We start from the raw sequence: 14,047 nt of genomic DNA on the forward strand, positions 1-14,047 counted from the left end.
CAGCCTGGCGCACCTTGACAACAGCTCCTTACAAAACTCTACTCATCTTGTTGCGCACTCAACTGGTCCAGAACCGCCAGGTAAGGAAGGTTACGATACTTCTGTTGATAGTCAAGTCCATACCCGACAACATACTGGTTCGGTATTTTGAAACCGATGTACTGTACCTGTACATTGATGACCCGGCGCTCCGGCTTACTCAGCAACGTGCAGACCTTGATGCTTCTCGGCTTCTGTTTTGCCAACGCCTTCGTCAGATAGTGAACCGTCAATCCCGAATCGACAATGTCCTCGACAAGCAGGACATCCTTGCCCTTGATCTTTTCGGTCAATTCGGTCACGAGTTTCACGGTCCCGGAGGTCCTGGCCCGTGTTCCATAACTCGTCACGACGATAAAATCTACCCGCACTGGAATTCGGATGGCTCGTGCCAGATCGGCAAAAAACGCAAACGCCCCCTTTAACACTCCGACAAGGACAAGATCCTTGCCGGCATAGTCGGCGCTGATCTGTCTTCCCAACTCGCGGATACGGCTCCGCATTTGTTCCTGGGTAACGATCGGTCGTCCAAACATGCGTTCCATCTCATCCAGTTCCTTCCCTTAAGAGAGCCCATCCACGGTCAAGACCAAACAGCGTTCTGTGGTAGCAGTCGGCATCCAGCGTTGATCCTGTCGATAGCCGACGATCCACACGATCCCCTCGGGCGCTGCCACCACTGGAATACGGGAGCGCGCGGCGACCGGTATTTTGAGATCCGTGAAAAAGTCTTGCAGTTTTTTCGAATGACCTTTCATACCAGACGGGTGAAATCGGTCGCCTGGTGACCAGGGCCGCACCAGCAGCGGCTGAGAAACTCGATCGGCATCCACGACGATCCGATATTTTCCCAGAGGCGCAGCAACCTGGTCGCGCGCCACACGTTGTACCTGAAGTTGTTGACCGGTGCTAGGCCACACGAGCGTACCGGGCACAGTCAGCCGCTCTGGAGGTATGACGTGCCCTTGTCGGTCAGGAGCAATCACCTGTGTTTTTAGTGAAATAAACCGTACCTCGTCGCGGCCGACAATGATGCGCCCTCTTGCCACATCAAGGCTTGAAACGCGTCCCCGCTTCGAAACCAGACGAATGACTCGATCAATGGTCCGCAGACCGGAGGAGCGATGTTGGGCATGATTCTGACGGAGGAGGCCGCGGATGATACGCCGTTGCAGAGCAGACGGAAGGTCCAGGAGAACACCACGATCGATCACCCAGCCCCCGGCAGATTCCCATTTCACAGTGGAAGAGGACAAGGCCGTAGCCTGCTGCTCCAGATAGCGATCATCCTCCCTGCAAATATCGGCAAGCCTGCAGAGCGCATCCGTGCTCGAAGGCACCAGCCGATTCAGAATCGGAACGATTTCCTGCCTGATTCGGTTCCGCAAGTAGAGCGGCTTGGCATTGCTCGAGTCTTCGCGAAAGGATATTCCTGCCTTGCGAAGATACGTCGAGATCTCCCGCCTGCTGGCCTCATACAGCGGCCGAATAACCTTGTCGTCTCGGAAAGCCGGCATGCCGGAAAGACCGGTGAGTCCCGACCCACGGAGCAACCACAACAACACTGTCTCCGCCTGATCATCGGCTGTATGGCCTACGGCGATCCGGTCCGCTCCGCATTCTTCAGCAATCTCGTTGAAGGCCCGATAACGAAGATCGCGAGCCACCGCTTGCAGAGATGAATACCGCGGACTATCGTGAAGCTGGAACCTTCGAACATGGAGGGGGATATTCCGTTCTTTGCACCGAGCCCTTGCGAACTCTTGATCATCGTCCGACTCCGATCCGCGCAATCCATAATTGCAGTGAACAGCCGTCAGCGTCAGCGACCAGCTCGAGCGAAGACAATCCAGAAGCGACAGCAAGGCTATGGAATCAGCACCGCCGGAAACGGCGACCAATAGGTGCTGTCCTGGTTGGAAGAGATTCCTCGATCGAACCGTACGGACAACCCGATGCAGCAGAGAAGGCCACGCCGTTTTGCCGAGAGATTTTTTCATGACCGGGTGCAATGAGTCATCGACCTCCGATTGTTAGATGATGTCGACGCAGCATGCTCCTTGCCGACTCCGTGTCGGACGCGATCTGCCGGCTCAGAGCGTCTTCTCCGTCGAATCGAACGTCACCTCGAATACGCCCGATGAACTCAACAGTGAGCAATCGTCCGTACAACTCGTGCGTTCCGTCTAGGATCGATACTTCCAATCGGCGCTCTCCTCCATCAAAGGTCGGTCTTGTCCCAATATACGCGACCGAATCGTGCCGCTCCTGATCGATGATCGTGATGGAGGCATAGATTCCGTCGGCAGGTGCCACGCGCTCAGAAGGTAGTCGCAGGTTTGCCGTTGGCCATCCCAGGGTCCGCCCCCTCCCCTCGCCGGTCGATACGACACCGTTGAGCGCATACTGGCGGCCAAGCAAAACAGCCGCTTGATCAACCTGTCCTTTAATAACGAGCTGTCTGATTCTTGTCGAGCTGACGACTCCTCCATCGATGGTCACAGGAGGCATGGGATGGACGAGGAAATCAAACCGTTCGCCGAGCGTGATCAAATCACTGATTTTCCCCGCTCGCTTGTGTCCGAAGGCAAAGTGTTGTCCGACGAAAATCTCCTTCAGCCCAAGGCCCTTGGATAGAATCCGTTCGGCAAACTCCTCCGGAGAAAGTGCGGCAAATGTTTCGGTAAACTCCAGGAAGACCACCTCATCGATTCCTGCTCGTTCAAAACGAGCGAGCTTCTCCTCCTTATCGGTCAAAAACCGTAGGTCAACATGAGGAGCCAGGATTTTCGCCGGGTGAGGATCGAAGGTCAGCACTACCGCCGTGCCCTGGGCTCGGCGCGCCGAATCGACCACCTGTTTCAAGAGGGTATGATGCCCGATGTGATGCCCATCGAAGTTCCCGATGGTTCCCACGGGATACGGCCGCACGGTCTCGTCCGAATATCCACGGGTGACTTTCATTTTCGATCAATGAAGCAGCCTGACGGCGTCCTTCGCGAAATAAGACAGGATCAGGTCAGCTCCCGCCCGCTTGATCGCCAGCAACGACTCCATCATCGCGCGCGCTTCGTCGAGCCAACCCGCCCTCGCGGCCGCTTTGATCATGCTGTACTCGCCGCTCACTTGATAGGCGGCGATCGGACGGAGCGTACGCGCGCGCGCGGCCGCGATGATGTCCAGATAGGGCAACGCCGGCTTGACCATGACAATATCGGCTCCCTCTTCGACGTCGAGGTCAATCTCGAGCATCGCCTCGCGCGCGTTTGCCGGGTCCATTTGATACGATTGCCGGTCTCCGAATTGAGGGCTGGAGAAGGCCGCGTCACGAAACGGGGCATAAAAACATGAGGAGAATTTGGCGGCATAGGCCATGATCGGCGTATCGGAGAATCCCGACTGATCCAATTCGCGCCTGATTGCGGCAACACGACCATCCATCATATCCGATGGCGCAACCATGTCGGCTCCGGCTTCGGCATGCGTACGGGCCATGGTGGTGAGACATTCGAGAGTCTCGTCGTTGAGAATTTTCCCTTCCCTGACGATCCCGCAGTGCCCATGGTTCGTATATTCATCAATGCACACATCGGTAATGACCATCAATCCCGGCACCGCATGCTTGACCGCCCTGATCGCCCGCTGCACGATCCCGTCAGCGTCCCATCCCGAGCTGCCGCGCTCGTCTTTGTGCGCCGGAATACCGAACAAAATAATCGCCGGAATCCCCAAGGCGTGAATGTCGCCGGCTTCTTTGACCAGCAAATCGATCGACAGCCGGAATTGACCCGGCATCGACGCGATTTCCTCGCGGCGATCCTGGCCTTCGACCACAAACAGCGGATAGATGAAGTTTGCGGGAGAAAGCGTCGTCTCACGCACCATTCGCCGCAGCGATTCATGTTGTCTCAGCCGCCGAAGTCGCTGAATAGGAAACGCCATATCTCGCCTTACTTTCGCGGGAGGTTCGTCAAGAAGACGACGAGATCGCGAACAGAAATGATCCCGACCATCTTCCCGTCGCGCGTGACGCCGAGATGGCGGAGATGGGATTGTGCCATCAAATCGTTGGCATCGAGCAGCGTCTTGCTCTCTTCAATGGTCATGATCGGCGCCGACATGATTTGCTCGACCGTCGTCTTGGTGGCATCCGCTCCAGCTGCAACCACCCGGCGCATCATGTCCGTATCCGTTATGATTCCGATAATCTCGCGATCGTTGGTCACGAACAAACTGCCGATCCCGCGGTCGCGCATGATGCGGGCGGCCGTCTGTGTATCCGTATCACGCGGCACCGTCACAAACTTTTCTCGGGGAATCATAAAGGATTTTACAGGAACCATTTCACCGTCCTCCTTTCACATGACAACCATACACGCCGCATCCTCATCACTGCTGCAGCGCTCCCATGGGGGCTTCCTCGCGGCTACCGTAATGGTGGGCGATCGCGTCCACCAGAGCCGGAATCGTATTTTCTCTCGGCATGATCGAGACCGTCAAACCATATTCTTCCACTGTCTTGGCCGTGATGGGTCCGATACATGCGATCGCGACGGATCGCAAGAGCGGTTGGACGGTTTCGATACCGCCCAGCATCGCGACAAAATTGCGAACCGTGGAAGAGCTCGTGAACGTGACAATATGGATCCGGCGATCCATGAGCTCTTGGCGCCACCCTTCGGCATCCTGGGTGGGGATGAGTGTTCGATACACAGGGACCACATCGACTTGCGCGCCACAGTGACGAAGCTCGTCCGGCAAGAGTTCTCTGGCCACCTCCGCACGTGGAATCAGGACGCGGACTCTCGACAGGTCTTGCTGCTTCAGGACTTCCAGGACGCCTTCGGCCTGATAGTCCGTCGGAACCACATCAGCTCTGAGACCGAACCGCTCCAGTTCCTGAGCCGTGCGGGGTCCGATACAGCAGAGCCGGCGGCCGGCCAAGCAGCGTGAGTCCAGCCCTTGAGCCAACAGCCGAGTCATGAAACGGTCCACTCCATTCACGCTGGTAAAAATAACCCAATCGTACGTGCCGATCTCGGAGATGGCGCGATCGACCGCAGTCCATTCTGCAGGGCGGGCAATCGTGATGGTCGGAGCCTCGACCGGTTCTGCTCCATAGCCGGCCAATCGGCCAGCTAAGTCACCGGCCTGTTCTTTTGCCCGCGTCATCAAGACTCGTTTTCCGAACAGTGGCCGCTGCTCGAACCAGTTCAACTGCGGCCTGAGCCGGACCACTTCACCCACCACGATGACGGTCGGCGGTTCCATCCGTGCCGCTTCAGCTTTCTCTGTGATGTCCGCCAACGTGCCGACGACAGTGTGCTGTGCGGCTCTCGTTCCCCAGCGAATGATCGCGACGGGCGTGCATGCCGGCCGCCCTTCCGCCATCAAGTTGGTCACGATCGCAGAAAGATTTTTCATCCCCATGAGAAAGACCAGTGTGCCTTGGCTCGTCGCGAGTCGTGGCCATTCCAAAGCCGTCGACGGTTTCTCGGGATCTTCGTGCCCGGTGACGATCGTCAGTGTGGAAGCCAAGGTCCGGTGCGTGACGGGAATGCCGGCATAGGCAGGCACTGCGACCGCGGCGGTGACCCCTGGGACGACTTCAAATTCAACTCCCGCTGACGCCAGGACTTCCGCTTCCTCCCCTCCCCGTCCGAAGACAAACGGATCCCCTCCTTTCAATCGCACGACCACGTTCCCGGCCCGTGCCCGTTCAATTAGGAGGCGATTGATGGATTCTTGTTCCGGATATTTCCCTTTGCCGCGCCGGCCGACATACACTCGTTCGGCGTGATCCGGGACGTGCGCCAGCAGCGCGGGATTCGCAAGATAATCGTACAGAACCACGTCGGCTTGCTCAAGACACTCTTTTCCACGAAGCGTCAAGAGCCCCGGATCCCCGGGACCTGCGCCGACCAAATAGACCTTGCCTTTGGTTCGCTGCATCGTGCTCACGCCGACCCGTAAATTTCACGGAGGATCTTGTCTCCCCCCCGCGTCAACAGTCGTTCGGCCAAGCGCACGCCCAGAGCATGGGCCTGCTGGCGCACGCCTTCGATTTGTTCGCGAATGATCGTCTTGCCGTCGACACTGGCGACAAGTCCATCCAATACCAGTCGTTCACCGGACAACATAGCATGCGCTGCGATCGGCACCTGACAGCCCCCCTCTAGACGATGCAGAAAGGCCCGCTCAGCCGTCACGGTCGTATGGGTGGTCTCATCATTGAGCCGCAACAAAATGGAGCGAACGAATTGATCATTGGTCCGACCTTCGATCCCCAGCGCTCCTTGTCCGATCGCCGGTAAACTGAGGATGGGTGGAAGATATTCCGTGATGCTCTGAGACCACGCCAACCGATGCAGACCCGCGGCCGCCAACACGATGGCGTCGAATTGTCCCTCTTTGAGTTTTCTCAGTCGTGTATCCAGGTTGCCGCGCAGCATCGCAATCTTCAGATCCGGCCTGGCGTGTAACAACTGGGCTTGGCGCCGGAGGCTCGCTGTTCCGACCGTTGCTCCCAAGGGAAGATTACTGAATGAGTGCCCTTCTCGGCTGATCAAGGCATCGCGCGCATCTTCGCGTGGAGGGACGCAGAGAATCTCGAGCCCGTCGGGCAGTTGCGCGGGAACGTCTTTCATGCTGTGAACGGCGAAATCGATTTCACCGGTGAGCAACGCATCTTCGATTTCTTTGACGAACAGGCCCTTCCCCCCGATTTTCGCCAATGGCACATCGACGATCTTGTCACCGGACGTCTGAATCTTTCGCAGCATGACACGGATTTCCGGCGCGACCTCCTGAATCTTGGATTGAAACCATTCGCTTTGACATAGCGCCAACTTGCTCCCGCGCGTTCCAAGAACCAGGGTTGAGCGTTGACCGTTCTCCGTCGACACCAGAGGCTCCTTTTCCTTTCACCCGCAGATCAGCGGGCTCGCTTATGAATGGTCGTTTCCCGAGCCGGATCCTCGGCTTCCAATTCTGCTGGATTTTCGGTGAGGCAACGCGACGGCTCCGTATAGTTTTCGGGTTGCGGGAGGGAAGAGGTAGGCCTGTCGAGGTGAAAAAATCGGCGTGCGGCCTCCACGAATGCGGGCCCGTTCGAAGAATTCACTTCGGTCTTGAGCGTCACCATCGTGCGATGGATCAATTTGTTCACGATCGACGAGGCCAAACCTTCGACCAGTTCGCGGTCTTGGGGCGAGAGATGACCCAACCGGCCCAGCGCCTTTTCAACTTCCACCCGCTTGATATCCTCGACCCGATTCCGGAGCGCGACGATCGTCGGCGTGACCTCCAAGGATTTCATCCAGTCAAGCATGGTGGTCACTTCTTCGAGCACCATTCGCTCGGCCTTCTCGGCCTCCTTGACCCGTTCGGATCGGTTCTGTTCCACTCGATGTTTGAGGTCGTCGATGTCGAAGAGAAACGCATTGTCGACATGGCGAACGGACGGATCGATGTTCCGAGGGACTGAAATATCGATCAGAAACATGGGCCGGTTCATTCGTTCGTTGACCGCCCGTTGAACGTCCTCGGCGCCGACAATATAGTGCGCCGCGCCGGTTGAGACCAAGACGATGTCGGCCGAAGCCATGTCGTCCTTGAACTGATCAAACGGAACCGGCGTTCCGCCGAATTTGGCGGCGAGATCGACGGCATGTTGCGCGGTCCTCGTCGTGATGCGTACATGCCCCACTCCATTGGCGATCAAATGCCGAGCCGCCAATTTGGCCATTTCACCCGCGCCGACCAGCAACACCGTCTTCTCGTGAAGGTCCGAGAAAATTTTCTTCGCCAACTCGACTGCCGCATAGCTGACTGAAACCGCCATTTCAGAAATCTTGGTCTCGGTCCGCACACGCTTGGCGACCGAGATGGCCTTCTTGACGACCTTATTCATGATCACGCCGGTCGTCTTGTGCGCCAGCGCGACTTCAAATGCATCCTTGAGTTGTCCCAAGATTTGTGACTCTCCGATAATCATCGAATCGAGACTGGCGGCCACCCTGAACATATGGGCAATCGCCCGGTCTCCGGTGTGCCAGTACAGATGGGGCGTCAGTTGTTCGGATGAAAGAGAGAGATGCGTGTCGGCAAGAAACTCTTGGATGCGCCCATATCCGGCTTCGATGTCGTCGACAACCGAATAGACCTCCACTCGATTGCAGGTCGAGAGCAGGACGCCCTCTTTTACCCCGGGATACGAACAGAGTCTGGTGAGGGCTTCGCCGAGACGACTTTCTGGAACAGCCAGTCGCTCGCGAATCTCGACCGGGGCCGTCTTGTGGCTCAACCCAACGACGATCAGATGCATAGGACCATCAACCGCATGTTACGACAAGGCACCATGCCCCTTCAGCACCACGCCCACCAATGTGAGAATTACGCAGGCAAATCCGATGACCGTGAGATAGGCCGCGCGTTTGGCTCTCCACCCTATCGTCAACCGCCCCAGCAACACGACAAAATAAAAGAGCCATGTGACGAGCGCCCAGGTTTGTTCAGGATTCCAACTGACGTAGGACCCACGCGCAAAGTCGGCTGAGATCGCTCCCGTCACGATGCCCAATGTGAGTAGCGGAAAGCCCAATACAATGGACTGTTGATTGAGATGATCGAGAAAATCGAGCGCAGGGAGCTTGCTGTAGAGGACATTGAACCGTTTCGACTTGAGGAGCCGATCCTGAATCAGGTACATCACACCCGCAACAAATGCGACGGTAAAGCCCACCGTGCCCAACATGCTGAGCGTGACATGGAACCATAAGGTTTTGAGTACAGGCTGAAGTGTGGGCACCGATTCAGGAAGAGCCGCGGCGGAAATCAAGGAGACGAGGGCAAAGGGCACCATGAAGGACCCAAGTACATGAATTTGATGTCGAAACTCGACGACCAACAATACAAGAATGATCATCCAAGAGAAGAAAGAAAGGGCGTCCGAGAAGCTAGGGGGCGACGATGATGAGACGCCCACCATTCGAATGATGAGGGCGATCGTATGGAAACCGAAACCGGCGGCCGTCACACTCAACGACACTTTTGACAACGCTTCTGAGCGCCGCAACGAATAAGAAAGAAACGACACCGTGCCCACGATGTACAGGACGATGGTGATCATGAAGCAAACGGCTGCCATCGGGGATTTCCCTATGGGACGCGGAATGTGACTGCCAACGAGATAAGTTTGAAATTATATCGATGCAGACCAAACGGAGTCAACAAAACGTAGGAGCTGCAATGACTTCGGATGCTCAGCCGCAACGGCGTGGCACGCTCTATGTCGTGGCCGTCCCCATCGGACATCCCGATGATGTGACCGTGCGTGCCATTCAGATTCTTGGAGAGGTAGACGTGATCGCCTCTGAAGACCCGAAAACAACACAACGATTCCTCACGCATCACGATATTCAGGCCACTGTGACCAGCTACGGACCCAGCAATCTCAAAGAGAAAGTGGGGGTTCTTCTGCAACGATTACAAGGAGGTATGGATATTGCCATTGTCTCGGATTGTGGATCTCCCATCATTGCTGACCCTGGACATCTCCTTGTGGCGGCGGCCCATGCACATCGAATCCCTGTGGTCCCCGTTCCCGGTCCTTCCGTCATTGTTGCGGCACTCACGATCGCAGGCTTCCCCTGCGACTCATTTCATTTCCTCGGGCATTTTCCTAGGACAGCCTCACATATTCGTCAATGCCTCATCGATTCCTTGAAGAGAAAGGTTCCCATGGTCGCGTTCGGTACCGTGACCTCGGTCGCACGTGCACTGGAGACACTGAACACCATCGCTCCTCGACGCCTGGTGGTTGTCGCATGCGACTTGACGAGACCGAGCGAGCTCATCATTCGCGGCACGGCGCTTCAGGTTCATCGGGAGCTGCGCCGGATCAGCGGGAGAGAGATCACGCTCGTGCTTGCCGGAAGCGGTGGGAGAAAACCGAATGACTGACGCCTGTCGTGAATTCAGTCGTTATCTTCTCGACGGATCAACACTCGATACGCCTGGTCGACTCGTTCTTTCGATAAGACGGTATGGCCTTCATTCTCGACGCTACGAGGCACGTTGCGGATAGGGTCTCCATCGTCGAGAAGAACCGACAGCACCTGCCCTTCCTTCATGGTCTCAAGTTTGAGCTTCGTCTTCACAAAATTATAGGGACAAATCACCCCGCGAAGATCCAGTTCAACGTCGGAGCTCTCGGACGGAGGCTGATGCTCGGTCATATGTATTTCAACTCCGTGTTATCAGGTTCACGTACATTCGCATGGCCATCAGGAGTGAAATTCTAGCACACGGCGAAGTTCAAAAAAAAAGGGGCAGCCTTGGCTGCCCCTTTCGCAAAATCGAATCTTAAAACCTCAGTTGAATCCCTTCACCAAATTCGGCTTGGCCGCATCCGTCCCGTAATCGGACTTGTTCGGGACCTTGGTTTCCGGCGCCACGGTCTGATATCCCCATCCCGGTTGGGGTTCGCAATTCCAACAAGGAGCCGAACCGGTGAACTCGCCGATCGTGGTGTCTATGGTTCCGGTGATCTTGCCGGGCAACACGGATCCCGCCACTCCACCGGTCGTACTGCCGCTGCTGGTCTCGATCCCCCGTTCAGTCGAAGGATTCGGGCGCTGACCCAATCCGCCGAATCCTGCGAGCTTTTCATTACCACGCAGCAAGTAGACCTCGCGGACGATCTTTCGGCCGATGCCATACTGCTGATTGGGCGTGACCGCTTCTACTACCTGGAGAGAGATATCATCGCCGCTGTTCAAGACCTTGAGCTGGTCCATGCTGGTTCTCTCATCGAAGTACACCGTCATGGAGCTCATGGTTCCTGACCCGGCACGGCCTTCGTCATGAGAGCTTCCGCCGGTTTCCAGGAGCAGTTTCCCTGAAGGAAAATCAACGGCCAGGACGCGTCCGTAGATCGTCTCTGGGAGAGACAGGCGATCGAGGAATGCATTGCGATCATAGGCCTGGACACGATTGGCGTTTCCGGACACATCGCCAACCCCGGTACCCACACCCATTGCAGACCCACCGGATTGCTGTAGTCGCTCTTGAGCCACTGCAACATTCATAGAGCCGACACAAAGTATCGCGGCCACTAGTGCCAACACTTTACGCATGTGCTGCCTCCTTAATGATTTGGACAGGTGACGCTGTTGGAAGATTTCGAACGATCATGTTTTAGAATTTGGACATATCTTGGCTGATCGCGGTCTATCACTTCTGGTTCAGTTATACACCATTGAGAAATATAGGAGAAATTAGGCTAATAGCGCGGCGCTGTCAAGGGGTGTTTGCATCGTAAAGTTTGAAGCTCGACCACTGCCTCGCCGATCAAGACCCGATGGCATCGTTCAAGCCATGGGCCACGTCGGCTTGACGTGGAATTGGTGCCCAGAGGGAGGGTCGAACTCCCACTCTCTTGCGAGAACCGGATTTTGAGTCCGGCGCGTCTGCCAGTTCCGCCATCCGGGCAAAGCCATCCACGGGTCGGCTTGTGGAGCGCATTTCTAGCATGTCGTCAGGACAGGGTCAATTGCGTGACCCTGTCTTTCTTTGGTTCGAACATTTCTGTTAGAATAAAAATTCGCTTAGTGATGGTTGAATCGTAATTTGACAAAGGAGTACGGTAGTTATGGCAGAGTTATCGTGTGTGACTTGCGGGCAAACCGGCGAGGCGATTACGGCTCCCCTATTTCTCGGCAAGCTTGAGTCAGAGGTGAAGAGCAAGGTCTGCGTGAACTGCTGGAAAAAGTGGGAAGGCATGCGCGTGATGGTCATCAATGAATATCAAGTCAACCTCGGTGATGAGAGTGGTCGTGAGCTCGTTCGCAAGCAGATGAAAGCCTTCTTGAAGCTGGGGGAGCAGGTAGACTCATCAAAGGTCGCAGAGAATTATCGCCCGCCAAGTAACTGAGTAGACGATCCTCTCAAGAAGCGAGCTGGGAGACTAACCTGGAAGTTTCCTCTGCATTGTCGCTGAGTTCGTTGACATCCTGAATTCGAAAGTGTTACGGTGGGCTGCTATCCGTTAAGTAGAAATGTGTGGTGAAGCAGGTGGGCAGATGATTACGCAGATGCAGGTCAAGGGGCTCATGTTTGACCCCTACAATAATGCGTATATCGTCATTCTTCGGGACGATGAGCAAGCGGAAATGCTTCCTATCTGGGTTGGAAAATCGGAGGCCAGTTCGATCAGCCTGGCGCTTGAAAATGTCGCTCCGCCTCGCCCGATGACCCATGACTTCATGAAGTCGTATCTGGACGCATTTAACGCCAAGATCATCAGTGTGGTCATTACGGATCTGAGCGAGAACACGTACTTTGCCAAAGTGCATTTGACCTATGCGGATTCCGAATATACCGTCGATTCCCGTCCAAGTGACGCCATCGCCCTTGCGCTCAGGACCCAAGCTCCCATTTTTGCGAGCGAGTCCGTGATTCGAAAACAGAGTTCGGAAGAACTCGATCAGTGGTTGGAGAATCTAAAACCTGAGGACTTTGGAAAGCTGGATTCTTGACGGATTGTCTGGTTTTATGGAAGAACAATCGCCTCAATCGCCGGAACCGTTAATTCAGCTCACCGTCAATCGCGTCGTTGAAGACTCGAATACGGACACGAGGATCGTCGTGTTGGCCCGAACGGACGGTGGATCGGAACAGTTCATGGTGTGGGTCGGAGCATCCGAGGGTGAAGCGATCAGACGCGCCTTGGATACGTCGATGACCCCACGACCCATGAGCCACGATTTAATCAAGAGTTTCGGAGAACATCTGGGCATCAAGACGGAGCGAGTGGTTCTGACGGATGTGAAGAGTAGCACCTACTATGCGACCGTCTTCCTCGAAAACAAAGGAGTGGCACGAACGATCGACTCTCGGCCGAGTGATGCCATCGCCTTGGCTCTTCGATGCCAAGCACCTATTTATGTCACTCAGGATGTGTGGAAACGGCGAAGCGGCCAAAATCTCGATGCCTGGTTGTCGAGGCTGGAAACGAAGAATATCGGTGCTGGGGAAGTCTAACTCCTTCTTAATGTTGCAACGTTAACGCAGTGGAGAAGAAAACGATGATGACGTACTTGGAAAAACCGACAGAGGTGAAAGAAACGTGGCATCTTGTGGATGCCGACGGGAAAACCCTGGGCCGGCTGGCCGCAAGGGTGGCGAGTGTCTTACGGGGGAAGCATCGGCCGACATTCACCCCGAATGTCGATCTGGGTGATCATGTGGTCATCGTGAATGCGGAGAAGATCCAGTTGACCGGCGGAAAGATGGAAACCAAACTCTACCGGCGTCACACGGGATATCCGGGGGGTCTTAAGACGGCTTCCGCCGAGCACCTGTTTCGTAAAGACCCTACACAACTCCTGACCAAAGCGATCAAGGGTATGCTTCCCAAAACGCCGCTTGGCAATGGTATGGCGCGAAAACTCCGTGTCTATGTCGGACCTGACCATCCGCATCAGGCGCAGCGTCCTGAGCCTATTGCTCTCTAGAGATTCATTTCATAACAGAAGGAGACGAGTCGTATGGCAGTGGTGACACAGTACGCAACAGGACGGAGAAAATGCGCAATCGCCAGAGCCTGGGTAACGGGAACCGCGGGCGACATCACCGTGAACGAGAAGCCGTTGGAAAAGGCGTTTCCTCGTCTTACCCTTCGGCAAATCATCCAGCTGCCGCTTGAAATGGCCGGTCTCATGGGCAAATACTCGATCAGCGCCACAGTCTATGGAGGCGGACCGACCGGACAAGCCGGTGCGCTCCGTCATGCCATCGCGCGAGCACTCGTTGCGATGACCCCCTCGACACGCAGCCCATTGAAAAAGGAAGGGCTGCTCACTCGTGACTCACGGGTGAAGGAACGCAAGAAGTACGGGCAGAAAGGCGCCCGAAAGCGATTCCAGTACTCCAAGCGCTAGGCACAGGAGCCAACGTTCCAAAAGGGGAAGGCTCCATGCCTTCCCCTTTTTTGTGTCTTCGTCAG

At 55.8% G+C, this 14,047-nt stretch carries 17 protein-coding genes and 1 tRNA gene; 6 read left to right on the plus strand and 12 right to left on the minus strand.

The window, feature by feature from the left end:
* Positions 1-38 precede the first annotated feature (38 nt).
* Genes hpt through ccsA form a run of 9 tightly spaced genes read right to left on the minus strand, consistent with a single transcriptional unit; the run spans position 39 to position 9,187 of the window.
* A complete protein-coding gene (gene hpt, locus H8K03_02295) occupies positions 39-584 on the minus strand; it encodes a hypoxanthine phosphoribosyltransferase (protein UVT20772.1) in 546 nt (181 codons plus the stop codon).
* A gap of 18 nt (positions 585-602) precedes the next feature.
* Positions 603-2,039, minus strand: a complete 1,437-nt coding sequence (tilS, locus tag H8K03_02300) for a tRNA lysidine(34) synthetase TilS (GenBank protein UVT20773.1) — start codon at positions 2,037-2,039, stop codon at positions 603-605.
* A 16-nt stretch (positions 2,040-2,055) separates the two neighbouring features.
* Complete coding sequence (locus H8K03_02305) at positions 2,056-3,003, minus strand: bifunctional riboflavin kinase/FAD synthetase (GenBank protein UVT20774.1); 948 nt, start codon at positions 3,001-3,003, stop codon at positions 2,056-2,058.
* 6 nt (positions 3,004-3,009) lie between these two features.
* Complete coding sequence (gene hemB, locus H8K03_02310) at positions 3,010-3,981, minus strand: porphobilinogen synthase (protein ID UVT20775.1); 972 nt, start codon at positions 3,979-3,981, stop codon at positions 3,010-3,012.
* Between the two features lie 8 nt (positions 3,982-3,989).
* Positions 3,990-4,382 (minus strand): CBS domain-containing protein, encoded by a 393-nt coding sequence (locus H8K03_02315; protein UVT20776.1) that lies wholly within the window; start codon positions 4,380-4,382, stop codon positions 3,990-3,992.
* A gap of 46 nt (positions 4,383-4,428) precedes the next feature.
* Positions 4,429-5,991, minus strand: coding sequence for a uroporphyrinogen-III C-methyltransferase (gene cobA / locus H8K03_02320; protein UVT20777.1), 1,563 nt, complete (start codon positions 5,989-5,991; stop codon positions 4,429-4,431).
* A 5-nt stretch (positions 5,992-5,996) separates the two neighbouring features.
* Complete coding sequence (gene hemC, locus H8K03_02325) at positions 5,997-6,944, minus strand: hydroxymethylbilane synthase (GenBank protein UVT20778.1); 948 nt, start codon at positions 6,942-6,944, stop codon at positions 5,997-5,999.
* Positions 6,945-6,973: 29 nt separating this feature from the next.
* Positions 6,974-8,365: a glutamyl-tRNA reductase gene (locus H8K03_02330; GenBank protein UVT20779.1), complete on the minus strand. Its 1,392-nt coding sequence runs from the start codon at positions 8,363-8,365 to the stop codon at positions 6,974-6,976.
* 18 nt (positions 8,366-8,383) lie between these two features.
* On the minus strand, positions 8,384-9,187 hold the full coding sequence (ccsA, locus tag H8K03_02335) for a cytochrome c biogenesis protein CcsA (protein ID UVT20780.1): 804 nt from the start codon (positions 9,185-9,187) through the stop codon (positions 8,384-8,386).
* A 101-nt stretch (positions 9,188-9,288) separates the two neighbouring features.
* Between ccsA and H8K03_02340 the strand changes: the two genes are divergently transcribed.
* Positions 9,289-10,002: a 16S rRNA (cytidine(1402)-2'-O)-methyltransferase gene (locus H8K03_02340; GenBank protein UVT20781.1), complete on the plus strand. Its 714-nt coding sequence runs from the start codon at positions 9,289-9,291 to the stop codon at positions 10,000-10,002.
* Positions 10,003-10,016: 14 nt separating this feature from the next.
* Here H8K03_02340 and H8K03_02345 read toward each other — a convergent pair whose 3' ends face one another.
* The 3 genes from H8K03_02345 to H8K03_02355 form a co-directional block, all read right to left on the minus strand.
* Positions 10,017-10,277, minus strand: coding sequence for a sulfurtransferase TusA family protein (locus H8K03_02345; protein ID UVT20782.1), 261 nt, complete (start codon positions 10,275-10,277; stop codon positions 10,017-10,019).
* Positions 10,278-10,412: 135 nt separating this feature from the next.
* Positions 10,413-11,177, minus strand: a complete 765-nt coding sequence (locus H8K03_02350; GenBank protein ID UVT20783.1) for a hypothetical protein — start codon at positions 11,175-11,177, stop codon at positions 10,413-10,415.
* Between the two features lie 268 nt (positions 11,178-11,445).
* A tRNA-Leu gene (locus tag H8K03_02355) sits at positions 11,446-11,532 on the minus strand.
* Positions 11,533-11,692: 160 nt separating this feature from the next.
* On the opposite strand from H8K03_02355, the gene H8K03_02360 reads away from it, so the two are divergent.
* The 5 genes from H8K03_02360 to rpsI all read left to right on the plus strand — a co-directional run bounded on the left by H8K03_02360 (position 11,693) and on the right by rpsI (position 13,982).
* A complete protein-coding gene (locus H8K03_02360) occupies positions 11,693-11,974 on the plus strand; it encodes a Fe(2+)-trafficking protein (GenBank protein ID UVT20784.1) in 282 nt (93 codons plus the stop codon).
* Positions 11,975-12,122: 148 nt separating this feature from the next.
* Complete coding sequence (locus H8K03_02365) at positions 12,123-12,578, plus strand: bifunctional nuclease family protein (GenBank protein ID UVT20785.1); 456 nt, start codon at positions 12,123-12,125, stop codon at positions 12,576-12,578.
* 16 nt (positions 12,579-12,594) lie between these two features.
* Positions 12,595-13,083, plus strand: a complete 489-nt coding sequence (locus H8K03_02370; GenBank protein ID UVT20786.1) for a bifunctional nuclease family protein — start codon at positions 12,595-12,597, stop codon at positions 13,081-13,083.
* A 44-nt stretch (positions 13,084-13,127) separates the two neighbouring features.
* Positions 13,128-13,556, plus strand: a complete 429-nt coding sequence (gene rplM / locus H8K03_02375) for a 50S ribosomal protein L13 (protein ID UVT20787.1) — start codon at positions 13,128-13,130, stop codon at positions 13,554-13,556.
* A gap of 33 nt (positions 13,557-13,589) precedes the next feature.
* Positions 13,590-13,982: a 30S ribosomal protein S9 gene (rpsI, locus tag H8K03_02380; protein ID UVT20788.1), complete on the plus strand. Its 393-nt coding sequence runs from the start codon at positions 13,590-13,592 to the stop codon at positions 13,980-13,982.
* Positions 13,983-14,047 lie beyond the last annotated feature (65 nt).

The organism is Nitrospira sp. (assembly GCA_024760545.1).
GTDB lineage: Bacteria > Nitrospirota > Nitrospiria > Nitrospirales > Nitrospiraceae > Nitrospira_D.

Bases quoted from the DNA above. Each gene is read 5' to 3' on its own strand.
- rpsI (UVT20788.1), top strand. From the start codon at position 13,590: ATGGCAGTGGTGACACAGTACGCAACAGGACGGAGAAAATGCGCAATC.
- H8K03_02350 (UVT20783.1), bottom strand. From the start codon at position 11,177: ATGCGTAAAGTGTTGGCACTAGTGGCCGCGATACTTTGTGTCGGCTCT.
- H8K03_02345 (UVT20782.1), bottom strand. From the start codon at position 10,277: ATGACCGAGCATCAGCCTCCGTCCGAGAGCTCCGACGTTGAACTGGAT.
- H8K03_02305 (UVT20774.1), bottom strand. From the start codon at position 3,003: ATGAAAGTCACCCGTGGATATTCGGACGAGACCGTGCGGCCGTATCCC.
- H8K03_02340 (UVT20781.1), top strand. From the start codon at position 9,289: ATGACTTCGGATGCTCAGCCGCAACGGCGTGGCACGCTCTATGTCGTG.
- tilS (UVT20773.1), bottom strand. From the start codon at position 2,039: ATGAAAAAATCTCTCGGCAAAACGGCGTGGCCTTCTCTGCTGCATCGG.
- hemB (UVT20775.1), bottom strand. From the start codon at position 3,981: ATGGCGTTTCCTATTCAGCGACTTCGGCGGCTGAGACAACATGAATCG.
- H8K03_02360 (UVT20784.1), top strand. From the start codon at position 11,693: ATGGCAGAGTTATCGTGTGTGACTTGCGGGCAAACCGGCGAGGCGATT.
- rplM (UVT20787.1), top strand. From the start codon at position 13,128: ATGATGACGTACTTGGAAAAACCGACAGAGGTGAAAGAAACGTGGCAT.
- H8K03_02370 (UVT20786.1), top strand. From the start codon at position 12,595: ATGGAAGAACAATCGCCTCAATCGCCGGAACCGTTAATTCAGCTCACC.
- H8K03_02315 (UVT20776.1), bottom strand. From the start codon at position 4,382: ATGGTTCCTGTAAAATCCTTTATGATTCCCCGAGAAAAGTTTGTGACG.
- cobA (UVT20777.1), bottom strand. From the start codon at position 5,991: ATGCAGCGAACCAAAGGCAAGGTCTATTTGGTCGGCGCAGGTCCCGGG.
- ccsA (UVT20780.1), bottom strand. From the start codon at position 9,187: ATGGCAGCCGTTTGCTTCATGATCACCATCGTCCTGTACATCGTGGGC.
- H8K03_02330 (UVT20779.1), bottom strand. From the start codon at position 8,365: ATGCATCTGATCGTCGTTGGGTTGAGCCACAAGACGGCCCCGGTCGAG.
- H8K03_02365 (UVT20785.1), top strand. From the start codon at position 12,123: ATGATTACGCAGATGCAGGTCAAGGGGCTCATGTTTGACCCCTACAAT.
- hpt (UVT20772.1), bottom strand. From the start codon at position 584: ATGGAACGCATGTTTGGACGACCGATCGTTACCCAGGAACAAATGCGG.